The organism is uncultured Coprobacter sp. (assembly GCF_947855755.1).
Classification (GTDB): domain Bacteria; phylum Bacteroidota; class Bacteroidia; order Bacteroidales; family Coprobacteraceae; genus Coprobacter.
The window spans coordinates 64,831-90,613 of the sequence record NZ_CANUAR010000003.1; the positions used below are offsets into that span (position 1 = coordinate 64,831).

Annotated in this window: 19 protein-coding genes, 1 tRNA gene and 1 pseudogene; 13 read left to right on the top strand and 8 right to left on the bottom strand. The window is 38.9% G+C overall.

Going from position 1 to position 25,783, the window contains the following annotated elements:
* Window positions 1–181: 181 nt before the first annotated feature.
* Window positions 182–886 (bottom strand): YgjP-like metallopeptidase domain-containing protein, encoded by a 705-nt coding sequence (locus Q0093_RS02985; protein ID WP_294176738.1) that lies wholly within the window; start codon window positions 884–886, stop codon window positions 182–184.
* Window positions 887–1,294: 408 nt separating this feature from the next.
* Here Q0093_RS02985 and Q0093_RS02990 point away from each other — a divergent pair, with 408 nt between their 5' ends.
* Window positions 1,295–1,621, top strand: a complete 327-nt coding sequence (locus Q0093_RS02990; protein ID WP_294176729.1) for a PadR family transcriptional regulator — start codon at window positions 1,295–1,297, stop codon at window positions 1,619–1,621.
* A gap of 26 nt (window positions 1,622–1,647) precedes the next feature.
* The gene (locus Q0093_RS02995) at window positions 1,648–2,739 is read left to right on the top strand and encodes a PspC domain-containing protein (protein WP_297928392.1); all 1,092 of its coding nucleotides are present in this window, start codon (window positions 1,648–1,650) and stop codon (window positions 2,737–2,739) included.
* Window positions 2,740–3,015: 276 nt separating this feature from the next.
* Here the strand turns inward: Q0093_RS02995 and Q0093_RS03000 are convergent, their stop codons facing one another.
* Both Q0093_RS03000 and Q0093_RS03005 read right to left on the bottom strand, forming a co-directional pair.
* Window positions 3,016–3,861 (bottom strand): AraC family transcriptional regulator, encoded by an 846-nt coding sequence (locus tag Q0093_RS03000; protein ID WP_294176725.1) that lies wholly within the window; start codon window positions 3,859–3,861, stop codon window positions 3,016–3,018.
* 80 nt (window positions 3,862–3,941) lie between these two features.
* Entirely contained in the window at window positions 3,942–4,820 is an 879-nt protein-coding gene (locus Q0093_RS03005) for an NAD kinase (protein WP_294176724.1), read from the bottom strand.
* Between the two features lie 196 nt (window positions 4,821–5,016).
* On the opposite strand from Q0093_RS03005, the gene Q0093_RS03010 reads away from it, so the two are divergent.
* The 5 genes from Q0093_RS03010 to Q0093_RS03030 all read left to right on the top strand — a co-directional run bounded on the left by Q0093_RS03010 (window position 5,017) and on the right by Q0093_RS03030 (window position 9,278).
* Window positions 5,017–5,730: a pyridoxine 5'-phosphate synthase gene (locus tag Q0093_RS03010; RefSeq protein ID WP_297928393.1), complete on the top strand. Its 714-nt coding sequence runs from the start codon at window positions 5,017–5,019 to the stop codon at window positions 5,728–5,730.
* 62 nt (window positions 5,731–5,792) lie between these two features.
* Window positions 5,793–6,458 carry a MotA/TolQ/ExbB proton channel family protein gene (locus tag Q0093_RS03015; protein WP_294176783.1) on the top strand — a complete coding sequence of 222 codons (666 nt, stop codon included), beginning with the start codon at window positions 5,793–5,795 and terminating at the stop codon, window positions 6,456–6,458.
* Window positions 6,459–6,473: 15 nt separating this feature from the next.
* A complete protein-coding gene (locus tag Q0093_RS03020; RefSeq protein ID WP_294176782.1) occupies window positions 6,474–6,887 on the top strand; it encodes a biopolymer transporter ExbD in 414 nt (137 codons plus the stop codon).
* 17 nt (window positions 6,888–6,904) lie between these two features.
* Window positions 6,905–7,681: a hypothetical protein gene (locus tag Q0093_RS03025; RefSeq protein ID WP_297928394.1), complete on the top strand. Its 777-nt coding sequence runs from the start codon at window positions 6,905–6,907 to the stop codon at window positions 7,679–7,681.
* Window positions 7,682–7,808: 127 nt separating this feature from the next.
* Window positions 7,809–9,278, top strand: coding sequence for a sodium:solute symporter (locus Q0093_RS03030; protein WP_297928395.1), 1,470 nt, complete (start codon window positions 7,809–7,811; stop codon window positions 9,276–9,278).
* 86 nt (window positions 9,279–9,364) lie between these two features.
* Here the strand turns inward: Q0093_RS03030 and Q0093_RS14825 are convergent, their stop codons facing one another.
* Window positions 9,365–10,012, bottom strand: coding sequence for a GDSL-type esterase/lipase family protein (locus Q0093_RS14825; protein WP_367175052.1), 648 nt, complete (start codon window positions 10,010–10,012; stop codon window positions 9,365–9,367).
* Window positions 10,013–10,087: 75 nt separating this feature from the next.
* Window positions 10,088–11,647, bottom strand: a pseudogene (locus Q0093_RS03035) (exo-alpha-sialidase); the annotation flags it as partial.
* A 405-nt stretch (window positions 11,648–12,052) separates the two neighbouring features.
* On the opposite strand from Q0093_RS03035, the gene Q0093_RS03040 reads away from it, so the two are divergent.
* From Q0093_RS03040 to Q0093_RS03050, 3 genes are read left to right on the top strand one after another with little or no spacing between them, the layout of a single operon-like run.
* A complete protein-coding gene (locus Q0093_RS03040; protein ID WP_297928397.1) occupies window positions 12,053–13,618 on the top strand; it encodes a DUF4836 family protein in 1,566 nt (521 codons plus the stop codon).
* A 10-nt stretch (window positions 13,619–13,628) separates the two neighbouring features.
* Window positions 13,629–14,276 (top strand): ATP-binding cassette domain-containing protein, encoded by a 648-nt coding sequence (locus Q0093_RS03045; RefSeq protein WP_297928398.1) that lies wholly within the window; start codon window positions 13,629–13,631, stop codon window positions 14,274–14,276.
* Between the two features lie 51 nt (window positions 14,277–14,327).
* Window positions 14,328–15,518 carry an ABC transporter permease gene (locus Q0093_RS03050; RefSeq protein WP_297928399.1) on the top strand — a complete coding sequence of 397 codons (1,191 nt, stop codon included), beginning with the start codon at window positions 14,328–14,330 and terminating at the stop codon, window positions 15,516–15,518.
* 5 nt (window positions 15,519–15,523) lie between these two features.
* Here the strand turns inward: Q0093_RS03050 and Q0093_RS03055 are convergent, their stop codons facing one another.
* Window positions 15,524–16,963: an HD domain-containing protein gene (locus tag Q0093_RS03055; RefSeq protein WP_297928400.1), complete on the bottom strand. Its 1,440-nt coding sequence runs from the start codon at window positions 16,961–16,963 to the stop codon at window positions 15,524–15,526.
* Between the two features lie 361 nt (window positions 16,964–17,324).
* On the opposite strand from Q0093_RS03055, the gene Q0093_RS03060 reads away from it, so the two are divergent.
* Window positions 17,325–17,398: transfer RNA gene (locus tag Q0093_RS03060), tRNA-Asp, on the top strand.
* Between the two features lie 232 nt (window positions 17,399–17,630).
* On the opposite strand, the gene Q0093_RS03065 is transcribed toward Q0093_RS03060, so the two are convergent.
* Complete coding sequence (locus Q0093_RS03065; protein WP_297928401.1) at window positions 17,631–17,795, bottom strand: hypothetical protein; 165 nt, start codon at window positions 17,793–17,795, stop codon at window positions 17,631–17,633.
* 17 nt (window positions 17,796–17,812) lie between these two features.
* Entirely contained in the window at window positions 17,813–18,037 is a 225-nt protein-coding gene (locus tag Q0093_RS14830; RefSeq protein WP_367175051.1) for a DUF6597 domain-containing transcriptional factor, read from the bottom strand.
* Between the two features lie 325 nt (window positions 18,038–18,362).
* Between Q0093_RS14830 and Q0093_RS03070 the strand changes: the two genes are divergently transcribed.
* Both Q0093_RS03070 and Q0093_RS03075 read left to right on the top strand, forming a co-directional pair.
* Window positions 18,363–19,463, top strand: coding sequence for a DUF2971 domain-containing protein (locus Q0093_RS03070; protein WP_297928402.1), 1,101 nt, complete (start codon window positions 18,363–18,365; stop codon window positions 19,461–19,463).
* Window positions 19,464–20,117: 654 nt separating this feature from the next.
* Window positions 20,118–25,781 (top strand): alpha-2-macroglobulin family protein, encoded by a 5,664-nt coding sequence (locus Q0093_RS03075; protein ID WP_297928403.1) that lies wholly within the window; start codon window positions 20,118–20,120, stop codon window positions 25,779–25,781.
* Window positions 25,782–25,783: the final 2 nt, after the last annotated feature.

A 25,783-nucleotide genomic window follows, 5' to 3' on the forward strand; every position in this document is an offset into this window, starting at 1 on the left:
TTTTGGCAGCTTTAGATTAGAACAAAACGAGGGGGCAATATGCCCCCTCCTTCTTCTCCCTTTTGCGTTGCAAATATACAAAATATAGGTACGTCAACAAATAGTTTGAAGACATTTTCCTGTCATAATGTAAAATTATTTTATTATTTTAATATATATTTATATGTATTAATATAAAATCCTATTCAATAGGAAACGGGAAAGACTTGAGTTCTTTTTCTAAAATTTTCTCTTTGCCTTGGCAATATCGGTTACATAGTTGATGAAAACGTTCTCCGTGATTCATTTCAGATAAATGTGCTAATTCGTGAAAAATCACGTAGTCGATCAGGCGATCGGGCAGGAACATGAGATGATAGGACAGGAGTATGTTGCGTCGCATATCGCATCTGCCGAGCCGTTTTCGTCCGTGGGAAACCGATACGCTGTTGTAAGTCAGGTTTAATTGTTTGGCTAATAAATCGAGGCGTTCCGGCAGGTATTTTTCGGCTTCTCGCTTGATAAAACGTTTGATTCCGGCAGATATGATTTTCTGTGTCTCGGAAGATTCGAACTCTGTCGTGTCGGGACAAAATATAAACAGAATATTGTTGTGTAGCTTGAACAGGTATTTGTTTTTGTTATGTGTTTGTATGGCGATAGAAAAATTCCGGGATTCGAGCAAAGTTCCCGGACGTAATATTTTGTCGTTCTTGCGCGCGTATATTTTTCGGATGTTTTCTCTGTTTTTATTTATGGATTGTATTATTTGCGCATAGGTAATGCCTTCCGGGACGGTTATCTGTAGTGAATTATCCCGTATTTTGAAAATAAGATGCCGGGCTGTCGGGTGAAGATACAGAATTATTGTACCGAATTCGTGGTCTTCGTATTGATATTTTTTCATGTGGCAAATATATTGTTTTTGTAAGATATTGTACGACTATAAATGTTAGAGTCTATATAAATTTTCCGACAAAGAGATTTTATTCGGTTATTTTTGTGTTTCTTTCTACTTTGTTTTTTCGTTTTCATTCATCGGATGGTCTACTATTTCCCTCGTAAGAACAAAAAAATTAGAAGAAGGTATTAAACTTGACCTGAACAAAATTTAAACAGACTTTAGGTGAGCTAAATTTGCATAGGTAGTTTTCTTTATCGTGTTTTGTTCTGATCTGTTTGGTGTTAATAATATTTATATATATCGGAAATTTTATATATAAATGTTTTTAACGTCTATATAAGGTTAAAATCAGTACCTTGTAATACAAGGTATTTTTATTTATGCTATATTTGTGATGAAAAGGAGTAACGTATGAATACGGAAAATATAAAATCTCAGATGCGCAAAGGGATTCTTGAGTATTGTACGCTCTTGATTCTTAGTAAAAAGCGGGCGTATGTATCGGACATTATACAATCTTTGAAAGAATCTCGGCTTATTGTGGTCGAAGGGACGCTTTATCCGCTGTTGACACGCTTGAAAAATGCCGGTCTGCTTGATTATGAATGGGAGGAATCACCTCAAGGCCCTCCTCGAAAATATTATCGTTTGACAGAAACCGGGAGAACGTTCCTGAATGAGTTGGAGGGAGCTTGGACAGAATTGAACCGCACCGTTGAACATATTCGGGAAATATAGTTTTATAATGATAAATACATATAGATATGAAAAAGACACTGACGGTAAATCTGAATAATACGGTATATCATATTGATGAGGACGCTTATGTTCAGTTGCAGGATTATTTGGAGAGTCTGAATGATTATTTCAGGAATGAAGAGGGTGCGAATGAAATATTAAGTGATATCGAGGCTCGTATTGCCGAATTGTTTAAAGAAAGAATGCGTTTCGGGATGCAGATAATTACAATGAGGGAAGTAGATGAAATCGTTTCTATTATGGGACATCCCGAAGATTTTGCTTCCGATACGCTGAATCTTGAAGCTGATGATAAGGAGATCGGGGAAAAAGAAGTTGAAAATCGGGACACTGAAAAAGCGGATGATGAAACGACACCTCAGGAAAAAATTCCCGAGAGAAACCGACGGCGTCTGTTTAGGGATAAAGACGATGCTTTTCTTGGCGGTGTAGCTTCAGGATTGGGATATTATCTTGGTACCAGCACGGCGCTTATCCGTGTTTTGTTCATATTGTTTACTTTTCTTACCGGATATGCACTTCTGATTTATTTAGTTTTGTGGATTTGTATTCCGGAGGCTAAAACTGCCGCGCAGAAATTGGAGATGAGAGGGGAGGCGGCGACGATCGATAATATCAAACGATTCGTTTCCGAAACGATAGCTAAAGAGGAATTGGAATCGGAGAAGAAAACTTTCGGTGATTATGTCCTTTCGGTGATTAAGACAGTATTGAAGATTGTGTTTGTAATTTTCGGAGGGTGTCTTGGTTTTATTTTATTGATTCTTCTGGCCTTTTTATTATTTGCGTTGTTGGCAGCGACCGGAGGCACGATCGGTATCGTCACACAAGGCATAGATCCGTTTTTTATGCAGATGCTCTCCGCTGTCCATTATCCGTGGATATTGACTGCCGTTTTGCTGGTATTGCTGGTCATTCCGGTATATGCCATATTGAGGCTGGTCTTAGGACGTGTATTTAATTTCCCTCCTCAATCCCGTTGGGCGACGATTTTGTTGCTCGTATTGTGGAGTATAGCTTTTGTTGCCGGTATAGTGATGTGGTTTACTTCATTTCCGGAGATACAAAATGTGTTGAATCAGTATCAGGGGATATAAGTATAAATAGATAGTTTGGAGAGGACATCAGGACGGAAATGACAATTGGGGAGGAAGTTCTGTTTCGTAATTGTTCAAAGGGCCTGTTTTAGAGCCTGTTTAAATTTTGTCCGGATATTTTTAAGGACTGTTTTCCCGTTTTTACACTCGTCGGAGAGCCCGCTATCTTCCTTATAAAAGCAGAAAAAACATCCTCGAAAGAAATTCTCAAACCAGACCCGGACAAAATTTAAACAGGCTTTTAATTTTGATACCTTTCTGTTTTTGGGATATATTTTATTGGCTGTTGCGATAAGCTTGGGGACTCATTCCGACATGGCGTTTAAAATATTTTCCAAAAAACGATACATTTGGAAAGTTTAGAGAATAGGAAATTTCCTGTATTGTCAATTCAGTCGATTTTAGTTGAGCTTTAGCATCGAGGATTACCATTCGAGCAATAATGTCGGAGGCAGTAAATCCTGTGATTTGCTTTATGGTCGTGCACAAGTGCTGCGGAGTAATATTGAGTTGTTCGGCATAAAATGAAATAGAACGTTCCCGTGTATAGTGTTGCATGACAAGTCCGACAAACTGTTTACGAATTTCTTCTTTTCGGGTAAGTGCAGGCGGATTCCATGTATGTTTCTGATACATGTAACCGATACCTTGAAGCATTGATTGTAAGATACTTTTGGTAATTTCCGTATTGAATATTTCTGTAATCTGTTCCTGAGTTTTTACCAGTAAAGAAAAATATTCTGCAAGAAGGTCGGCGCTTTCTTGTTTTAGGGATATTACAGGATTTTCAATGACTTGAGGCAAGAAGTCTGCTGAAAATTTTACCATATTGGTTTGGCTCAGAAACTCCGATGAGAAAGCGATGAAACACAACCTGACTTTTCCTCGTTGTTCAAGAAACTGAAGGATGTTTCCCGGTAAAATAGAGACGAAATCATTCTTTTTTACATAATAGTCGGTCATTTTTATGGAAACGTGTATCTCCCCTTCTAAACATAACACGAAGATTCCGGCTTTTAATCGGAACGGTTGTTTATAAAATGCCAAGATTTCTTCGGTGATATCTGTTCCTATAATAATATTTTCAGATATGTCGAATTGTGGTAAATCGGTTCTAAGCATATCTTATATTTTTAATATTCGATTGCAAAAATAAGAAAATAAAACCGATATTCCTATGAAAATATTAAAAATAGATCAATTTATATGTTGTATCGTTTATCTGCTCCCCACATGAGTTTGTCTCGTAAAGTATCGATGAAAACATGGTTATTCCGTTTTACGATAGAAGTAGTAAAGGGGGCTTTGCAAATAATTAATTCATGATTTGTACTCATCATGGCGGAACGTCCGTCCAGACTTACCAAAAAGTTGTTACTTCGGCTTTCGATTTGCATACGAATCGTATCTTGATCGTTGAATACCAGAGGTCGGACATTCAAACTGTGAGGGGCAACGGGTGCTATTACGAAGTTCGGAGCTTGCGGAACGAGTATAGGGCCGCCTACACTCAATGAATATCCGGTCGATCCGGTAGGAGTCGAAACAATCAATCCGTCGGCCTGATAAGTGTTCAGAAATACATCGTTCAGGTATGTACGGATGGTGATCATTGAAGAACTGTCCCTCTTCAGAATGGCAGCTTCATTCAGGGCAAAAGGCCAAAACTTTACAGGAAGAGCATCTGCCTTTAGTTGTAACAGAGAACGCTCTTCGATTCTGTAATCTCCGTTAAACAGTTCCGCCACAGCTTCATCTATTTCATTTTCGGCTACATCGGCAAGAAATCCGAGCCGTCCGGTGTTGATTCCCAGTATCGGGATATGTTTGTTCCCGATCCGTTCGGCAGTTTTAAGGAATGTTCCGTCTCCGCCGAGGCTGAGAGCCATATCTGCCGAAAAATTATTGTCCGTAATCAGTTCGCTGTATTGAGGTTCTATTTTCATTACAGTATGCAGAAAGCGGTAGAACTCTTCACAAATAAGAATTTCCGCATTATATTTACTTAATGCGTTGAAAAGATGCTTTGCCTGTATGCTTTTTTCTGCTTGATATAAATTTCCGAAAATGGCTATTCTCATCGTTATTTACATTTTTTATGAGCTTTTTGATCTTTTGCTGGCGTTTTTCTTTAGATTTCTGTAAAACCTATTAATTTTGCATCAGCACAAAGTTCTTTTGCAAACGTACATAAAATTTTTGGCTTCGGAGATAATTTTCAGTTTTACCGGGTCGAAAAAAGTTCTTTTTATCATAAGTAGAATTAATTTTGGAAAAATGACCAAATTAAGTGTAAATGTAAATAAGATTGCCACATTGCGTAATGCCAGAGGTGGCAATATGCCTAATGTCTTAAAAGTCGCGCTGGACTGTGAAGCTTTTGGCGCTGACGGAATTACGGTACATCCGCGTCCGGATGAACGGCATATCCGCTATTCTGATGTGTATGAGCTCAGGCCTCAGTTAAGAACTGAATTTAATATAGAGGGTTATCCGTCCGATCCTTTTATAAATTTGGTGTTGCAAGTCAAGCCGAATCAGGTAACGTTAGTTCCCGATGCTCCGGATGCAATCACTTCCAATGCCGGTTGGGATACACGTACGTATTTTGATTTTTTAAGTGAGATAATAGACCGTTTTAATCAAGTCGGTATTCGAACATCGATTTTTGTAGATACCGATCCTGAATTGATAGAGTTTGCTGCCAAAACCGGGACGGATAGAATCGAGTTATATACCGAGCCGTATGCTTCGGCTTATACTTCGGATCGGGAAAAAGCGGTCGCTCCTTTTATTAAAGCTGCGGCATTAGCTCATAAATTAGGTTTAGGAATCAATGCCGGACATGATTTGAATCTTGAGAACTTACGATATTTTCATGAACAGATTCCTGTTTTGGATGAGGTTTCTATCGGGCATGCTCTTATCACTGACGCCCTTTATTTGGGATTGCAGGAGACTATTCGCCAATATAAAGATTGTCTTAAATAACATCGATAACCGAAAAATAAAATTATATGAATTTATTGCTTTCTCTTTTAGCTGATGCTAATATGGTAATGCCGGTTTCTGCCGGGACGACTGCAGCTCCTGTTGCTGAGTTGAATATGTGGGATTTGTCGCTGAAAGGTGGTATTATTATGATTCCGCTCCTGATATTGTCCATTCTGGCAATTTATATCTTTATAGAACGGGCTGTGGTTATCCGTAAAGCGGCACGAGAAGACCGTACGTTTATGGATCGCATCAAAGACTATATCCATGAAGGAGATGTAGATGCGGCTTTAAATCTTTGTAAAAAGACCGATACTCCCTATGCACGTTTGATTGAAAAAGGAATTACCCGATTGGGACGGCCTATGAATGATGTGCTGGTAGCGATAGAAAATGTCGGTAATCTGGAAGTTGCGAAGCTGGAGAAAGGATTTCCTTGGTTGGCTACGGCTGCGGCAGGAGCGCCGATGCTCGGATTTCTCGGTACGGTGACCGGTATGGTAAGAGCTTTTTACAATATGGCATCTGCCGGAACGAGTGCCGATATAACTACTCTGTCCGGGGGGATTTATGAGGCGTTGGTTACTACTGTCGCCGGTTTGGTCGTGGGGATTATAGCTCTGTTTGCTTATAATTATTTGGTAGCCCGTGTAGATGGAGTGGTCAATCAGCTTGAAGCCAAAACTATGGAATTTATGGATCTGCTGAATGAACCCGCAGATTAAGTTGGAGGTAAAAGTATGGCTCTGAAACGAAGAAATAGAATAGAAGCCTCATTCAGCATGGCTTCTATGACCGATGTGATTTTTCTGTTACTGATCTTTTTCATGGTAACTTCAACTTTTGTATTTCCGAATGCGATAAAAGTGTTGTTGCCGCAAAGTAAAGAGCAGACAGCCGCAAAGCCTTTGGCAAGGGTGACAATCGATGCACAGCTCAATTATTATGTTTCTTTCGGTAATGAAGCGGAACATCCTGTACAATTGGAAGAAATAGCTCCCTATTTGCTGAGCGCATTGAGTAAAGAACCGGATATGTATGTCGCTCTTTATGCCGATGAAAGTGTTCCTTACAGAGAGGTGGTAAAGGTGTTGAATATTGCCGGAGAGAATAAATTGAGAATGGTATTGGCTACACGACCAGTAAAGGAGTAGCCCGAAATTTGTAACCTGTGAAAGACAAGACGAAAAACAAGTTATGTGGCATAGTGGGGACGGTGTTATTTCATCTCCTGTTATTTCTTATGTTGTTTTATTTTACTTTTCCCCGTCCTGAGATACCGGATGAGGCAAGCGGAGTTTTGGTTCAGTTGGGAACAATCGATGAGGCAAGCGGGACTTTTCAGCCCGAAATGAGCGGACAGGACGTTGCTGATGCGATGGAAGCCGAGATACCGGATGAAGCGGTCGAAGAGACTATTACGCAGGATATAGAGGAGAGTGTAGCTGTTCCGGATAAAAAGAAAGAGGAGAAGCAACAGTCTAAACCCGATAAAAAAACACAACCGAAGCCCGAAGTGGATAACCGGATTAAAAATCAGGTTGCCAATGCGTTCAGTAAAGGTAATGCAGAATCTAATCGAGGAACGTCGAATAAGGGTTCTGGAGCAGAAGGAAGTCCGAATGGAAATAGTACTACCGGTGCTAAACACGGCTCTCCCGGTTATGGAGATTATGATTTGGGCGGTCGAGGTTTAAGTGGGGAATTGCCTATTCCTCAATATGACGCCAGTAACGATGAGGGAACGATTGTTGTTTCGATATATGTCAATGCTCAGGGAAAAGTAACTCAGGCTGCGGCTACGCCAAGCGGTAGTCGTGGGACGGCGTATGCCAATCTTACGTTACGGGCAAGGGCCGAAGCAGCTGCGCGGAAAGCTGTTTTTGAAAGAAAACCGGGAGCGGTTACCGAGAGAGGGACGATTACTTATTATTTCAGACAAAATTAAGAGCCTGTCTCAATTTTACATAGCCGTTTTTTGAGAGTCGTTTTCGGTTGGGTATAAGAAACGAAGATTCTGACCGGATATTTGGGAATTATATTTTCAGGCAAGTTCGTACTTTATTACGAGAAAGATGAGCGGTACGGTTATTTTACTTATTATTGCTGTCTATTTTGCTTTCTTGATGCTTATTTCGTATTTGACCGGGCGTAGAAGCGATAATGACACGTTTTTTTTAGGAGGGAAACAGTCTCCATGGTTTTTGGTTGCATTCGGAATGATCGGTACTTCTATTTCCGGAGTGACATTTGTTTCTGTTCCCGGTATGCCGTTGAGTATCGACATGACTTATTTGCAAACCGTTTTAGGATTTACAGTAGGATATTTGGTTATCGCATGGATTTTATTGCCTCTCTATTATAAGCTTAATCTTACGTCTATTTATACATATCTTGAAAAGCGTTTCGGTCGAAATGCATATAAAACCGGAGCATCGTTTTTCTTACTTTCTAAGGTCGTAGGTGCGGCAGCGCGCCTTTATATTGTCGTACTTATTTTGCAACGTTTTGTGTTTGATGTATGGGATGTACCGTTTGTCGTTACGTCGGTAGTAATCGTTGCGCTTATTTGGCTCTATTCGCATAGAAGCGGAATAAAGACGATCGTTTGGACAGATGCTTTGCAAACGGCTTTCTTGTTGGGTGCTTTAGTATTGATAATTTGGCAGTTGACCGATAAGATGCAACTCGATTTTTCCGGTGTGATAAATACTGTCAGAAACAGTGGTATGGATCGAATATTTGTTTTTGATGATTGGCAGACAAAACAGAATTTTTTTAAACAATTTTTCAGCGGCATATTCATAACGGTAGTTATGACAGGGCTCGATCAAGATATGATGCAGAAAAATCTCTCTATTCGCACGTTAAAGGCTTCTCAGAAAAATATGTACTTTTACGGAGTCGCTTTTCTTCCGGTAAATCTTTTATTTCTTGTCTTAGGAATCCTGCTGATTACGTTTGCCGGTCAGCAGCAAATAGATATACCTGTGCTGAGTGATGAAATGCTTCCGCTTTTTGCTACGCAATATTTAGGTTTTCCGGTACTTTTATTTTTTTGTATAGGAATTATTGCCGCAGCGTTTTCCAGTGCCGATTCGGCATTGACTGCTCTCACAACTTCGTTTTGTGTCGATATTCTCGAAGTTGGAAAATATCCGGCATCAAAAGCTGTGTTGTGGCGGAAACGGTCTCATGTGTTTATTTCGTTGCTTTTTGTCGTTATTATTTGTGTGATCAGGGCTGTGAATGATAAAAGCATTATAGATGCTATATATACGATAGCGGGTTATACTTACGGTCCGTTGCTCGGGCTTTTTTCCTATGGACTTTTTATGCATGGAAAACCTCGAGATAAATGGATACCTTATATCGCTTTGTTGTCTCCGGCTCTTTGCTTCGGTCTCGATTTTTTGTTTAAAGAACTGTATGATTATAAACTGGGATACGAGATGTTGATGATAAACGGGGCATTGACATTTGTCGGACTTTATCTGGTCGCTTTGGGTAGAGACGGAAAAAAGAGCCTCTGTCCGGAATCTTGATATTCGGGAGATATAAATATAAAAAAACCGGAAACAAATCTTGTAATATTCATTTCCGGTTTTATTTAGAAAATTTAAACAGACACTTACTCTTCTACATAAGGTTTTATAAGGTCGCGCCACATGATATAAGCCGGTCCTAATAAATGCAGACCGTCATTGGTATATTGGATATTCATTTTACCTGAAGAGTTGGCAAAAAGGGAGTAAACGTTGACATAGGTCAGTTTATTTCCCTTTGCGATTTTTTTCAGTTCTTCATTGATTGGGACAACCATTTGCCAGCGGGATGTATGTTCCTCGAATTTCCCGAAATAGTCGTTTACAGGCAGTAGACTTTGTAAATATAATTTCGTTTTGGGAGAAACTTTTTTGATCTTTTTTACTAATTTGTCGATATTTCCGGTAATTTCTGCGATGCTGTGACCTTTAGAAATATCGTTTATGCCTGCCATTAAAAATATCTTGGATGGCTTCCCTTTCAGAATTTCGTCTATGCGATCATTTATGCCGCTAATGACGTCTCCGCTTATTCCCCTGTTTTTGACATTTTTGTTTTTAAGAAGTTCGTGCCATTCGCAGCCGTTTGTGATACTGTTTCCTAAAAAAACGATGTCTTTGGACGTGATTGGCAATATGTCGAATAAAGACGCACGTTGATAATAATAGGTAGAATATCGGGGTAGAGCATATCTGTCAGTGCCGTTCGTGATCCAATCTAATGAGAACCGCATAAAATACAGGCTGAATCCGTCTTCTCCCGGTAGATTTTTATCCCATTTGCCTTCCTCGACGACAATGCCGATCGTTCCGTCCGGTAATACGGTCATTGTAGAATAAGCAGAATAGCCCGGACATATCGTTTTCTTTATAGGCCAGGTCGCTCCTTCATCATAACTGACAGCTATAGATACGTTTTGCCGTATTGATGTGTCATTGGGAAGAGAATGCAGAATGCAGGATTTGTTTTTTAGTCCGAGAATCGATGCATAGTTAATTATATCTCCATTACATGCAGGCTCTTTTAAATCTTGATTTTTTGAAGCTTCCGACCAATTGACACCCCGGTTTGTCGAAATACTGAAAGTGCGGTTTTTAGGGCTACGAATACTCATCATAACATTTCCGTTATTTAATTCTACCAGTTTGGCTTCGTCGCCGGTCGATGTCGCGGCATTATTCGATACAGCCCAAGTTTTGCCTCCATCGTCAGAATAACATGCATAATTAGATAGATTTCCGCCCCATGTGTCGGTAGTTCGTACGGCAAGGACGAACATCAAACGTCCGTCTTTCAGTTGTAAACCTCGTCCGGAAGCTGCAAAAGCGCCATACCAGTTCCTGCGTATGGAGTCTTTACATTCTGCACCGTATATTTGTGGGGTGATATCTTCAGTAGAACTCCAGGTTTTTCCATTGTCTTTACTGCGAGATAATCCTATCCGAATCGGGTCGGATGCCGTGGATTGCCACAATCCTTGTCCGAAAGCGTAAATACATAATATATCCCCCGTTTTTTTATCTACGATCAAGGCCGGATCTCCATATCCTTTTGTGTCGTCATCTGCTCCGGCTACGATTGATGTCGTTGACCAAGTTTTGCCTTTATCTTCGCTGCGTTTGGCTACGATGTCTATGTGAGAAGGCAGATCGTTCAATTGTGTCCATCTTTTGTCGGCGACCATAACCAAAGAGCCGTCAGCGGCTGTTACCAGAGCCGGGATACGGTAAAATTTCGATCCTTCGTCTCCGGGAGCGAATAGCAATTTGCGTTCCAAAATAATTTCTGTTGTTCCTCCGGCTTCATTTTGCGATAGCGTACAAAATCCGATAGTCGATTCTAAAGACAATAATCTGATGTTTATACGGTTTCCTTCATAAGCATTGTTTCTTACCGAAGCTACGATATAGAAATAATTGTTACCCGAAGAGAGCGGTTTGTCAAATGCGATATGAATATCATCGGATGAAATGTCGGTAACAGAGGCGCATAATGTTGCCGTCTCCGGTTTAAACCGGTCGTCTGTATTTTGACTGTAAATTTTTAGTGCGGTAATATCTGTTATGTTCGTAGATTCTTTGAGATCGATATTTATGCCTTTTAGCCGGTGCGGATTTTCTGCATCGGTAATTCTGACGTTGAAAGACAATATCGCTTCGGAAGAGCCCCTTCCGACCAAAGTAGCGGCTCGTTTTAACGTGACATCACAAATTGCAGATGGTCGATTGCTTTGTGTACACTCCTTTGGTCGGGTGGAATATTCTTGTCCGACCGACAGATATTCAGGTACTGCATTACAGTAAGTTCCGGAGAAACCTTGTGTAGAAAACAAGCATAAACATGCGAATATTAAAAACCTGTTCATCATAGCATTAAATTTGATATATTATTGCAAATATACAATAATGAGTAAACTTTTAAAGAGAAATATTTTGTTTTTTGCATTTTATTAATCGAAATAGTTGTTTTCGATAAGTTCTGTTTGTAATATTTTTCAATATTTATTTATTATGCTAAAAGATTGCATTTCGATAGGGAAATACTATCTTTGCAATAAGAGCCTATCTAAATTTGTTAGGGACAGGTTTGAGAGTTTCTTTCGAGGATGTTTTCGTTTTGACGAGGAGGATGGCGGGCTATCTGACGAATGAAAATGCGACAAATGATCTGATGGTATTTTTTACTGGAAAATTTAGACAAGCTATGAGATTATCGAAATCTGAGAGAACTTGAAAACGGGATTGAATGTTATAAAGATTAAATAATATAAAGTATGAAAAACCGGATCTCTTTAACCAGACTTTGTGCACTATTATGTGCTTTTTTATTTTTATTCTCATGTAGTGAAAAATCGGAATACATGCAAATCATTCCTTCGGATGCCGCTTTTGTCGTGACATTTGATATGAAGTCTTTATCTAAAAAAGGAGATGTATCCGAATGGATAAAGTCTGAAAAAAATGCTTCTTTTTTCGATGCTTTTGGTAGTGGTATGGGCGAAGGAGCGGTGAAACTTTGGGAAGATATACAAGAAGATCCGGCGGCTTCGGGGCTTTCTTTTACGGATAATTGGGTCTGTTTCGGAATTGGTGAAACGAATCCTGTACTTTGTATTTTAACTAAGGTTTCGGATCTCGATAAATGGAAAGAGGTCTTGAAGGCAATGGAGGCTGAAGGTGCGGCGACTCCGGTAGTAAAAGAGGGAGATATAGAGAGTTCTCTTATCGGTCAGGAAGTAAAATGTCTTTTTGATAAAGATCGGATGTTATTGGTATTGGGACAGGATGCGACAAACATTTTGGAGAGTAAAACTGCAGCCGGGTGGTTTACTCAAAAGAAAGAGAACAGCTTGTTGTCGAATGAAGAATTTTCTGCTTTTTTGAAAGAACGGAAAGATGTTAATTATTGGTATCGCATGAGTGCTCTGCCTGTATTTTTCCGTTCTGCATATACCGCTTATTTACCGGATGGTGTTTTATTGGGATCGCTTTATTCAGTCGGGTATTGTGATTTTCAAAAAGGAAAAATCGAAATAACATCCGAATTACGTTCTGATGATAAAGATTCGATGAAGAAACTGGAAGAAATTTTTAAGATAGGAGGAAAACAGTCCGGTAGGTTCTTGAAACAGATACCGGCGAATACTCTTTATACAATCGGAATGAATTTGGATGGACAGAAATTGTATAAACTTCTTTTAGCATTACCCGGATTCACCCGGACACAAATGAATGCAATTCAGAGTGAAGATGCAAAAAAAATAATAAATTCCATTGACGGAGATCTGTTATTATCTGTGATCGGCTTGTCTGGAAGCGGTTCTGGATTTATGGGGACAGCAATACCTGATGTGGCCGTTTTTGCTCAAGTAAGCGATGATTATGCGGTAGAGTTGATAAAACGCAATTTGGGTATATTGGGAGTGAAGGAGATCGGGAAGAACCGTTATAAACTAAGTACGGGAGAAACATCGATATATTTCGGATTGGAAAATAAGAAGAATTTTTTCATTACGAATAGTACGCAAGTATTCGAGAATATTAGTAACAGTATGCCGGAGTCTATGGCAAACACTCCTTATGCTTCGGCTTTCAATAAGCAGTCTTATAGCGTTATCGTTAATATGAAAGAGGGAATCGATAACATTATACCGATGGTTAAGGGTACTTATTCATCGAGGCAATATGCACCGTTGCTCGCACAATGTCCTTTTACATATTTGGTCAGTTCAGGTAGCGGGGTGAATGGCAATATCGAAATATTCATGTCTGACGACAGTAAAAATGCTTTTGCTTCTATACTTGACTGGGTGACGATGATGGCGTCACAAATGATGTAGTCAGATTTTTATGAAAAAAATTATTTTTAAACAAGTACTTCCCCATGTCTTTTCGGAGAGTGGGGATGTTCTTGATTCGGAAGTCTGGGAAAAAGACATAACTTTAGAAAAAGGCCGGATCTATTTGATAGAAGCCGCATCGGGGACGGGAAAATCTTCGTTTTGCAGTTATTTATATGGTTATCGGGACGATTATTCCGGGCAAATTTATTTTGATGGTCAAGATATAAAACAGTTGTCCGTTTCCCGGTGGATCGACCTTCGACGATGTTCGTTGAGCCTTCTTTTTCAGGAACTTCGTCTTTTCCCTGAGTTGACGGCTTGGGAAAATGTAATGATTAAGAATAACCTTACCGATTATAAAAATATTGAGGAGATAAAGATATATTTCGAGCGACTCGGAATAGCCGATAAGAAGAATTCGTTAATCGGAAAGATGTCTTTCGGACAGCAACAACGGGTTGCGTTTATTCGGGCGCTATGCCAACCGTTCGACTTTATCTTTTTGGATGAGCCGATCAGTCATTTAGATGAGGAGAACGGTCATATTTTATCTTCTATATTATTGGAGGAGACCGAGAAACAAGAGGCCGGTGTAATTGTGACATCTATCGGTAAACATTTGGATATAAAGTATGATAGAATATTGAGATTATAGAAGGGCACTTGCAGTTTAAATTTTGCTATCATTAAAAACGATTTCTGAAATATGGTGTGGAAACTCTTGAGACGACATCTGAGCATAGTCCAATTTGTCGGATTCTTTTTGGCTAATCTTTTAGGGATGTTCATTGTACTTTTCAGCATTCAATTTTATCAAGATGTGAAATCTCTTTTTTCACAGGAAGATGGTCTTATGAAAAAAGAATATATGATCCTTTCCAAACGAGTCAGTACATTAGGTTCGCTTGTAAAGAAGAGCTCCGGTTTCACTGTAGAAGATATCGAGGAAATCAAGAACCAGCCTTTTGTGAAAAGTATCGGGACTTTTACTCCGGGGCATTTTAATGTATCTGCAGGAGTCTCGATGGCAGGAGGCATGGGAATGAGTACACAGATGTTTTTCGAGTCAGTTCCCGATGCCTATATTGATGTAAAATCTGCAGATTGGCGTTTTGATGAGCGATCGGATTTCCTTCCGATCATCCTTCCTCGTAATTATTTGAACTTATATAATTTCGGATTTGCTCAGTCTCGGAATCTTCCGCAACTTTCCGAAGGGGTGTTGGGTTTGGTCAATATAGATATCCATATTTCAGGAAATGGAAGAAGCAGATATTTTAAAGGTAACATCGTTGGTTTTTCCAATAGACTTAATACGATTTTAGTACCGGATAAATTTATGCAATGGGCTAATGAAAAGTTTGGGAATAGAGAGGTGAAAGAACCTTCCCGCCTGATAGTGGAAGTCGCTAATCTGTCTGATGAGCGAATCGTGACTTTTTTACAAAAGAAGGGTTATGAAACCGAAGGTGGAAATCTGGATGCCGGGAAAGCAACCTATTTTCTTAAGATCGTTACGGGACTGGTCATTGCGATAGGCCTATTAATTACAGCATTATCGTTTTTTATTTTGATGCTGAGTATTTATTTGCTGTTGCAGAAGAATACACGGAAATTACAAAATCTTTTATTGATCGGTTATACGCCCGAACAGGTATCACGTCCTTATAGAGTACTTACGATAATACTGAATTTGTCGGTATTTCTTTTTGCAGTGCTTGCTGTTTGGGGTAGCAGGGAATATTATACCGGCTTGCTTTCTCGCATGTGGCCGGGATATGAGCCGGGTTTGTTTTATCCGACCCTTCTTGCCGGAAGTGTATTATTGTTGGCCGTATCGTTTTTGAATTGCCGTGCAATATATCGGAAGGTCATGAGTCTTTGGCGGATAAAATAATGACGTCAGAGCATTTTATTTACCGGAATAAGTCCTTTAGAAGCGGCAAAGTCGAGCATGAAGCGAAAGGCAGCATCCCGTTCGTTCGGGATAATACCATCGAGTATAGCGTCTTTGATAGCGCTTTTTATATCTCCGACTTCCCGGCAAGGTGTCAATCCGAAAATATACATGATCTCTTCACCGCTGATCGGGGGCTGCATATTTCTTATTCGGTCTTTTTCCTCTATCTCTTTCAGTTTACGCCGTACCAGAGCGAAATTATCTAAAAACTTCTTTACCTTTTCCTGATTTTTAGATGTAATATCTGCTTCACAAAGAGTCATTAGCTCTTCTATGTCGTTACCGGCGTCGAACAATAAACGCCGAACGGCAGAATCGGTGACTTCTTCTTCGGCCAATACGATAGGACGCATGTGCAAGTCGACCATTTTCTGGACAAATTTCATTTTGTCGTTCAATGGCAGTTTCATACGTCGGAAAATTCCCGGAATCATTTTGTAGCCGATAAAATTATGGTTATGAAAAGTCCATCCTGATTTTTTGTCGTATCGTTTCGTCGCTGGTTTAGCAATATCGTGTAGTATGGCAGCCCAGCGTAGCCATAAGTTGTTACTTTTCTCTGCAACGTTGTCCAGAACGGTCAGTGTGTGATAAAAATTATCTTTATGCCCCCGACCTTCGATAGTTTCTATTCCTTTGAGCGCACTTAATTCAGGGAAAATTAAAGGCAATAGTTTCGATTTGTCCAATAATATAAAACCCGTAGAGGGCTTTGAAGATGCTACGATCTTGTTTAATTCATCGATGATCCGTTCTTTCGAAATAATTTCTATACGTTTACGGTTTCGCTCTATTGCGGCGAAAGTTTCATTTTCGATAGAGAATCCCAATTGGGTGGCAAATCGTATAGCCCGCATCATGCGTAACGGATCGTCACTGAATGTAATATCCGGATCTAAAGGCGTGCGGATAATACCTGCTTTCAGATCTTCCATTCCGTTGAACGGGTCGATTAACTCCCCGAAATGTTCTTTATTCAAGCAAATCGCTAATGCGTTTATCGTGAAATCCCTGCGGTTTTGATCATCGCAAAGAGTACCGTCCTCTACGATCGGTTTGCGTGAATCGTGGGTATAAGACTCACGGCGTGCTCCGACAAATTCTACTTCGATATCTTTGTACTTGACTTGTGCCGTACCGAAGTTTTTAAATACCGATAGTCGAGCCGACTTTCCCAATTTCTCGGCGAAAGTCGTTGCTAATTCGATACCGCTTCCTACGGTAACGATATCGATATCTTTCGAATCCCTTTTCAGAAAAATATCACGTACATATCCTCCGATAACATAACAAGGGAGGTTCATCTCGTCTGCAGTTTCGGAAATCTTCGGGAAAATAAAATGGCTCAAATGTTTTTTTTGCAGGGCAATGTCAAGTTGCATCTTTATTAAGAATCTGATTTTCGATTGCAAAAATAGCTATTTTTATCGATCTGCCGCAAAGCCTTCTGATTTATTCTCGTTTGCTTCGATGTCGAGGATATTCGTTGCGACCGAAGAGACAGGGTAAAAGGTCTCTTATTATTATGAAATTAAGGCTGAGTATTTCTTAATAAATCTTTTTGTTGAAAAATTTAGACGCCTCTAAGCTTCTGTAAACTTATCGGTTATGAATTGAACCGTAAAATTGTCGCTTTATTAAAGGATTTATGAAAGTAAAAATTTTCATTAAACTATTGCAGAATAAAAAAAAGTATCTATCTTTGCAAACGCAAAAGGGAACAGGAGAGTTCCCGATAAAAATGGTGCGGTAGTTCAGCTGGTTAGAATACATGCCTGTCACGCATGGGGTCGCGGGTTCGAGTCCCGTCCGCACCGCGAAAGAAAATAGAAAATTAATGCAAAGCTCTGAAATTTAAGGATTTCAGAGCTTTTTCTTTTTCTCCACTTCGGTAAAAAATGATGGTTTAAGGCAGTTCTCATGTGGCTTATTCGTGGGACTTTTTGAAAGCCGATTTTGTTCCCACGAATTGATGCATTTGTTTTTGATTGTCAGCTTTTTGCGTGGCTGGTTTTTGAATGTAACAAACTAATTTTGTACCACTTAAAATCAAAGAATTATGGGAGTATCAGATGCTTCATTTATTTTTTCATCCAATTCTGCTAAACGGGTGTTATCTAACAAATCAATACCTACGTTTTGATTAGTAAATTCTTCCGTATGATATAGAAAAAACATCCTGCATCCGATAGGCTGAAATAGGATAATGACCATATCCAAGAAAGAAAATTCTATGTCTGAATAAGTCTGATTTGCCCACTTATATAGGATTGTGGCTGCGTTCCCTTATGAAAAGAGGAAATAATTTTGTTTCCTTTATGAAAAACAAGTGTTACACAACCTGCTGGGATAGAACGTTGAAAGCCTTGCTTTACATCATCTATCCTTAAAAAACAATATTGCTTTATATAAGGAGTGAGCAATTTAGTAAGTTGTATTACTTGAATTTTTTCCATTTTGCCTTAACTATCAGGCAAAAGTAAGATTTCTTAGATTGATAATAGGTGTAAAAAAGGTACATTCTAGCAGGACAGCAAAAACTGATATAAAAATATGATAGAATTAAGATTTAAGCTATCTTTGTCATAGAGTTATTGAAGAAATATCAAGTAAATAAAGGTAGATAACACGTTGCTAAGCCATTACCCCTTTTCTGAAATATATTTTGTAACAATTTGTTTTTTCAATACAATATCTTGCATTGTTATAGTAGTGGCGAAAATATAATAGGAAATTTCCTACATACAAAATGGAGCTTATAGATATTTAAGTTTTATAGAAATGAATAATCAGAAATTTAAAGAAGAATTCAAATTACTGTTAGAGAAAACTATTTTCCCAAGCAATATAAAAGATGAAGAACGTAGTAGAGATTGGAACAATATTATTAGTTATATAATAGCTAATGTTCCTTCAAAACTTTATAGATTTAGAGCATATAATGATTATAGTGTTGATTCTCTAAAAAACAATACTATATCTTTGGTTAGACCAGACATGTTTTATGATATGTATGATTCTTTAATATATGTAGATACGAAAAAAATTGAATCTTTAATTAAAAATGCGTTGAGCCCTGCTTCTCTATTAACATTTATCGAATATTGTCATGAAAAAAAAGAGGTCCCACCATTATTTACTTTAATCTTCAATGATGAAATATGTCAATCGGTATTAAAAAATATTTTGTCAATGTCAACAGATAATATTGTTGACGGAGTAAAAGCTATTTCAACATGGGACATTACACCTATTAAAGAGTTTGTAAAAAGAAGTGTTGTCCTTACTGAAAAATTAATAAAAGAAAATCCCATGACTAAAATAGCTTGTTTTACAGAGGATGTATGTTCTAAAATTATGTGGGATAGATATGCAGATGGTTATAAAGGATTTGCTGTAGAATATGATTTTTCGGATTATGTATTTAGTCTTTGTGCTAAATGTGATAAGAGAGATTGTTTAGACAGGGTTCATCCATATTTGTTTCCTATAATTTATTCCGATTGTAGGTATGATGCAACAGAAATAGTACATTATTATTCTACACTGGATATGTCACAACAAACTAAATCTCAAAATAATATTCCATTTCCAGATACTTTGTTTTGGATAAAAGCCTTTTTATATAAAGATAAAGAGACATATGCTTACGAAAAGGAGTGGAGATTTATGTGTTGTTGTGAAAATCGGGTACAGGAAAATCATATAGAGCTAACTGTTAAGAAGCCCACAGCAATCTATTATGGTACATATTTACCTCTTGAACAGAAAAAGGAATTGAGTTTAATAGCAAGAAGTAAAGGTATTAAGGAATATGAAATGTATGTTAATAATAATACGGCTTCATATTTACTTAATTATAGAGAAATAGAAAATGATTAGTTTGATATGCGAGTAATATTTAGTATTTTTGCACCAACTCAAACAACCACCGCAACACCATGCAATCTAAAGAATTGCACACGTGGGGTTATTAGTGGGAGAAAGAATTAAGAGCTTGCTAAGATATTGAGTACGTGATGAATAGAATTAAGGTTCATCTTCCGTCCACACCGCAGTTTTTAAAATTAAAAACGTAAATCTCTGATTATCTGTTAATCGGAGATTTTTTGTATTGAATCTTTTCTATTTCGTTTCAATATTCTTATTACTACAAGATCAGAATAAATAGGTTAATTTCGATTGCTAAATATCTTTTGTCATATTTTGGAGAATGTAAGTCCCGGTTTGGGTTTCAGGATATTTTTTGCGTTTTTTTGTTCTATAACGATTTCAGTATCGGTGTGGTATCTTTCTTAAAAGGAAAACTGACTATTCATGTGGATTTCTCTCAAACCTGACTTGTGTAAAATCGGATAGTCTCTAAAATTTTCGATAAGAAATTATATATCCCGGACATTTTCAGACATGTATTCGGTAATGAGTAGAATGATATAGTTAATGTTTTATAATTATCTTTTGGCTTTTCTTAATTAACGGTTATCTTTTAGTTATTATATTTGTAGTATGACAGATAGGTTAGGAGGGCAATGTATTATGAAAAAATTTATTTTTGTTTTTTTATGGGTAATAGGGGGAATATGCACAGTTTTCTCTCAAGGGATTACGAAAAATGAGGCTGTTGCTATGCGGGATAAAACAGCGAAACCGCGTACGGCTTTGGTTGAAGCTGATAAGAATTTGAAGAAAGCGATACAAGAAAAGAACAATCCTTTGATCGCAAAGTATCTGCTTGAATATGTGCATTATCAGTTACGAATTTCACAAGATAGTTTTCCCTCGTTGATACGGTTTGCCGAGCATTTGAGAGAGTCTTCTACAGATTCGGTACAACGTGCTGTGCTCAGCTCTATTGAGGCTCAGATAATTTTTGATTATTATGAGGATACTCGAAGGGTATTGGAGAGTGGTATTCCGACAGATGTAGCTCCCGATCTTGCGAAGATCGATGAATGGGATAGAGCAGCTTTTGTAAGAAAGATATCCGATCTGTTGCAGTCTTCCGTTAAACCGGCAGAAATTTTAAATAAAACATCTACTCAGGTTTATAAAGATGCTCTGTATACCGATAAAGATTGGGAAATATTGACCCCGACCATGCTCGACTTTTTGGCGTACCGTGCAATAGATATATATGAGGGATTATTGTCGAATCCGGTACTTCCTTTTATTCTTGAAGAGCCTTTGTTGAAAGAATTGAATATGCCGGCAGCAGATTTTGTAAACTATCCATATTTCCCAGAGAAATATCAGTTGAGACATCAGGTAATTGCCGTGTATCAGTTGTTGTTGAGATTTTCCGATCCGGGATCGCCCTCTTACCTTATAGCTGATTTGAAACGGTTGAAGTTTTTACAGGATAACAACTCCGGAGTTGAATACCCTCAAAAATTAGAAAATCTGCTGAATGTTTATAAAGATAGTCCTTATTCGGTAGAAATAGCGATAGATTTATTGGATTATTATAGCCGGAATACATCACCCGAAACTAAAGCCTATCTGGTAAAGTTATCTGATCGGTTGATTTCTCGTTTCCCGGAATATCCTCGCCTGGATTGTCTTAAATATGAACAAGATCAATTGACGGCATATAGTTTCGATCTGAATATGGGTCAAGTTTTATATCCGGGAGAACCGCATACGCTCTCTTTTGGGTATAAGAATATCAAGCAGCTTTATTTTAAGTTATATCGTACGGAGGGTAATGACAGCATACTGCAATTTGCAGATACTTTGCATCTGAGTGATACGTTGAGTTTGGCAAATCGCACCGGGAAATGTGTTCTTCCGGCACTGAATAACGGAGAATATTTCTTGAGATTTTTTTCGGAAGAGAAAGCTGATCTTGGAAAAATCGGTTTCTATGTTTCCCGTATCTACGCGGCGACTTTAGCTCCGACAGAAAAAGAGACGCTCGTTATCCTGACTGATTCTAAAAGCGGAAAACCGTTATCCGGGATTCCGGTAAAATTGTTTCGTTCAGATTCTGAAGATTCTTATGTAAGTACGGTAAAGGCAGATCGTTTGGGTTTGGTTCGTTTGGGTGAGAAAGATGCGGTAACGTATTTTAAACCCGAAATGAAGAATGATGTTTATTATCCGCTTCAGAACTTGAGATACGGATATTGGAACGGTGATGCGGATACGGAACGTGAAATGATTTCTCTCTTTACCGACCGTTCTGTTTATCGTCCCGGACAGACGCTTTATTTTTCCGGAATAGATTATCGGGTGGGAGAAAAAGTCGGGACAGTCGTACCTGACGGACGTTATACAGTCGTTCTTTCGGCCCAAGGTAAAGATATTGCCCGCCGCACGGTTCAAGGCGACTCGTTCGGCTCGTTTACCGGATCTTTTGAGCTTCCTTCGGATATGGTAAACGGATATTGCCGGATTAGAGTAGAAGGTCGTAACGAAAGTTTATCTGTACAAGTGTCGGAATATAAAAGACCGACTTTCCGTATTTTATTCGAGCCGGTAAAAGATGCCGTGTCTTTAGGCCAGGTGGTCTCGGTTAACGGCAAAGTCATCAGTTTTTCGGGAGTTCCTGTTTCAGGAGCGGATGTTTCTTATACGGTGCAACGTCTTGCGAACAGTTGGTGGAGAAATAATAATGGTGAACAGATAGCTCAAGGAGAGTTGTTTACGGGAGAAGACGGTGAGTTTACGCTTCGATTTGTTGCTCGGAAAAGCGATAAGGATGCATTGAAGACCGGAACTTTTTATCGATTCAGGATTGATGTAAATGTAACATCTGCTAATGGTGAAACACAATCTCAATCTTATTGGGTGACGGTGGGAGAAAGTCCGTTGTCGGTGCAGATGGAAGTTCCCAAAATGATTGACAAGGATGCACCCAATCCGGTCAAGTTCAGGATAACGAATATGGCAGGAATGCCGGTTTCGGTAAAATGTAAGTATATATTATATTCGATGTATGGTTTGGAAAATCCTATATCGAAACATGACATTATAAGTGCCGATTCGTTGAAAGTGCGGATGCAGGTAGAAGAAAAGAGTTTCGTGTCGGATAATATTCCTGCTTTGGGAAGTTGGAAAAAATTGCCTTCGGGCATATACCGTCTTGTACTTCAGGTGACGGATACTAATGGAAACTTGGTTATCAGAAATGCCGATTTTGCTTTATATAGTATGCAAGATAAAAAGCCCCCGATGAAAACGTATGAATGGGTGCCTAAAAATTTGTATCAAATTTCGGATGGGGAGTCTGTCGATGTCATATACGGGACTTCTATCAAGCAAGCATACGTTTTATGCAATTTATATGATGGATTTCGTTTGGTAGACTCTCGAAGAGTAAAAATATCGAATAAAAACCACCGATTCCCTGTTTTATATAAACCGGAATATGGTGATCGTCTTAAGCTTTTCGTATCTTTTATAAAAGAAGGATGTTCTTATAACTCTGTGATAAATATACATCGGAAAAAGCCGGATATGAAATTGTCGATAACGACTTCTACTTTCCGGGATAGAACAGTTCCGGGCAGTCAAGAGTCTTGGAGCTTTACAGTGAAGGACGCATCGGGAAAACCCGTTTCCGCACGCTTTATGACCGAGATGTTCGATGCTTCTTTAAATGAGATAATGCCTCATGATTGGAGTTTCAGACCGGTATATAGTCCGATAGATTATGGCTTGTTTTTGCAGGGAGTAGAGGGACAAAACATTTGGAAATCGGAACGGATAAGCACTTCATGTTCTCCGCTTTATTTCGGAAGGTTTGTTTATTCTACTATTTACAGAAGAATGTCCTCTTTGACTTTTGCGACACAGATGAATACAATGGCAAAAAGCCGGGTCGGTATTTCTGTTGCAGATGTAGCAGCTCCTGAAGTCTCGGATGGTGCGATCGGTTCTGGAAATTTGGAACAGACACCTGTGCAATATCGGCGAGATTTCAATGAAACGGCATTTTTTTATCCTCAATTGACGACGAATGAGCAAGGAGAAGTGTCTGTTAAATTTACGATTCCCGAAAGCAACACCGAATGGCAATTTCAGGCTTTGGCTTATACGAAAGATCTGAAATACGGTTCGTATAAAAATAATGTGATTTCTCAAAAACAGTTGATGGTAGTCCCGAACATACCTCGTTTTGTACGTAGGGGAGATGAGGTCTCGATTGCTACATTAATGCAGAATATATCAGATCGTTTGATGAGCGGCAGTTTCACATTCGAGTTGTTCGATCCATATACTGATAAAGTATTGGAACAGAAAAAGCAGGAGTTTATTCTTGAAGCCGGAAAATCGAAATCGGAAAGTGTGGATTTTACAGTTCCTGAGGGGTTGGATGTGTTGGGTATCCGTGTAAACGCGGTGACTCCCGGAGTAAGCGATGGAGAACAACACATTATTCCGATATTACCGTCGCGGACGTTGGTGACGGAGGCTGAACCTTTTGTGTTGAAAGGCGGGAAGGAAATAAAAAACATACGGATGCAAGGGCTTTCTGATGATGCAGAGGAAAATTATCGTATGGTATTGGAGTATACGGCTAATCCGCTTTGGTATGTAGTGCAGGCTCTTCCTCAATTAAATGAAGTTTCGGGTACCGATGTTATTAATATTACGGCAGCTTTATATGGCAATACGGTCGCTTCGGTTTTAGCTCGCAATAATCCTGAGATCGTTTCGGCATTGCAGACTTGGAAAGTTAAAAATGAGACCGGTTCATCTTTAGCATCTCCTTTGGAGAAAAATGAAGAGTTAAAATCCGTATTGATTTCAGAGACGCCTTGGGCGTTGGATGCACAAAATGAAACGGAACGATTGCAATCACTTTCCAGTTTATTGGATGTTTCTCGTGCTGAGCAGTTGCAAAATAAAGCATTGGAATTGCTTCATGACTTGCAGAAGCCCGAAGGCGGTTGGGGTTGGATGAAAAAAATGCCGGTTAGCTTCTTGATGACGGTTAATACTTTAGAAGGGCTGTCTCGCTTGACGAAATTAGGTGGAATACAATATGACGAAGCTTCTAAATATATGCAGATGCGGGCGATCAATTATTTGGATAGCTGTATTATTTCGGATCAGGAAAGGAGGAAAGCTAAGAAGTTGGGTGTGGTATCTGAATATGGCAAGCTTCTTTATGTGTATGTGAGAAGTAGCTATCGGGACATACCGTTGGCAAAAGCTCTAAGTGCTCATAAAGAGATCATCGAGTATATAAAGAGGGAGTGGGTTTCTTTCTCTTTGTACGAAAAAGCTATTGCTGCAGTATCGTTGTATCGTTATGGTTTTACCGATGAGGCCAAAGAGATATTGGAGTCTTTGCGAGAATATTCTACAACGACAGAAGATATGGGAATGTTTTGGCAAAATAATAAGTCGTCTTATGCTTATAGAAATAGCGCAATACAGATGCATACTGCAATAATGAATGCTTTTGCAGAAATAGATCCGAATTCAAAACAAGAGTTGAATGAGATGAAACGTTGGTTGATTATGCAAAAACAGACGCAGAATTGGGGATCTGTGCCTTCGACGATAGATGCCGTCAATGCAATATTGAATACCGGAGACTATATGTTGTCAGCATCGAAAAATACGGTAAAAATCACATGGGGGAAAACCGTTTTAAAACCTGAGGTTACGGATGGTTTCATCGGATATGAACGGTATGTCCGTCAGGGAACGGATATTACTCCTGATTTGGCAAATGTCGAAGTATCGACCGATCAGAAACAACCTTCATGGGGAGCGTTGTACCGACAGTATTTTGCCGATTTTACACAGATACGAAATAAGGCGGTCAAAGGTTTTTCTATCGATAAGCAATTTTTTGTGGAACAAATGTCGGGAAAAGAAAAAGTATATTTGCCTTTAAATAAAGTGACGTTGAAAAGCGGAGATAAGGTCAATATCCGTTTGGTAATAAGGACAGATCGTGATTTGGAATTTGTCCATGTAAAAGATCAACGTCCTGCATGTTTCGAACCGGTCGATCAGCTGTCGCGTTACGAATGTAAAGACGGAGTTTGCTATTATCAGGAAACAAAAGATGCGGTGACGAATCTCTATTTTGATTTTCTCCCGAAAGGTACTTATGTAGTTAGTTATGATGTTTGGGTCGATCGTCCCGGAAGTTATCATAACGGTATTTCTACGATACAGTGTCTGTATGCTCCTCAGTGGGTTGCCAATACAAAAGGGCGTATGATAATCGTGAAATGAAA

Bases quoted from the DNA above. Each gene is read 5' to 3' on its own strand.
- Q0093_RS14825 (WP_367175052.1), bottom strand. From the start codon at position 10,012: ATGCGGTTCTCATTAGATTGGATCACGAACGGCACTGACAGATATGCT.
- Q0093_RS14830 (WP_367175051.1), bottom strand. From the start codon at position 18,037: ATGGAAAAAATTCAAGTAATACAACTTACTAAATTGCTCACTCCTTAT.
- Q0093_RS03005 (WP_294176724.1), bottom strand. From the start codon at position 4,820: ATGAGAATAGCCATTTTCGGAAATTTATATCAAGCAGAAAAAAGCATA.
- Q0093_RS03040 (WP_297928397.1), top strand. From the start codon at position 12,053: ATGAAAAACCGGATCTCTTTAACCAGACTTTGTGCACTATTATGTGCT.
- Q0093_RS03070 (WP_297928402.1), top strand. From the start codon at position 18,363: ATGAATAATCAGAAATTTAAAGAAGAATTCAAATTACTGTTAGAGAAA.
- Q0093_RS03055 (WP_297928400.1), bottom strand. From the start codon at position 16,963: ATGCAACTTGACATTGCCCTGCAAAAAAAACATTTGAGCCATTTTATT.
- Q0093_RS03050 (WP_297928399.1), top strand. From the start codon at position 14,328: ATGGTGTGGAAACTCTTGAGACGACATCTGAGCATAGTCCAATTTGTC.
- Q0093_RS03020 (WP_294176782.1), top strand. From the start codon at position 6,474: ATGGCTCTGAAACGAAGAAATAGAATAGAAGCCTCATTCAGCATGGCT.
- Q0093_RS03015 (WP_294176783.1), top strand. From the start codon at position 5,793: ATGGTAATGCCGGTTTCTGCCGGGACGACTGCAGCTCCTGTTGCTGAG.
- Q0093_RS02995 (WP_297928392.1), top strand. From the start codon at position 1,648: ATGAAAAAGACACTGACGGTAAATCTGAATAATACGGTATATCATATT.
- Q0093_RS03075 (WP_297928403.1), top strand. From the start codon at position 20,118: ATGAAAAAATTTATTTTTGTTTTTTTATGGGTAATAGGGGGAATATGC.
- Q0093_RS03045 (WP_297928398.1), top strand. From the start codon at position 13,629: ATGAAAAAAATTATTTTTAAACAAGTACTTCCCCATGTCTTTTCGGAG.
- Q0093_RS03010 (WP_297928393.1), top strand. From the start codon at position 5,017: ATGACCAAATTAAGTGTAAATGTAAATAAGATTGCCACATTGCGTAAT.
- Q0093_RS02985 (WP_294176738.1), bottom strand. From the start codon at position 886: ATGAAAAAATATCAATACGAAGACCACGAATTCGGTACAATAATTCTG.
- Q0093_RS02990 (WP_294176729.1), top strand. From the start codon at position 1,295: ATGAATACGGAAAATATAAAATCTCAGATGCGCAAAGGGATTCTTGAG.
- Q0093_RS03030 (WP_297928395.1), top strand. From the start codon at position 7,809: ATGAGCGGTACGGTTATTTTACTTATTATTGCTGTCTATTTTGCTTTC.
- Q0093_RS03000 (WP_294176725.1), bottom strand. From the start codon at position 3,861: ATGCTTAGAACCGATTTACCACAATTCGACATATCTGAAAATATTATT.
- Q0093_RS03065 (WP_297928401.1), bottom strand. From the start codon at position 17,795: ATGGTCATTATCCTATTTCAGCCTATCGGATGCAGGATGTTTTTTCTA.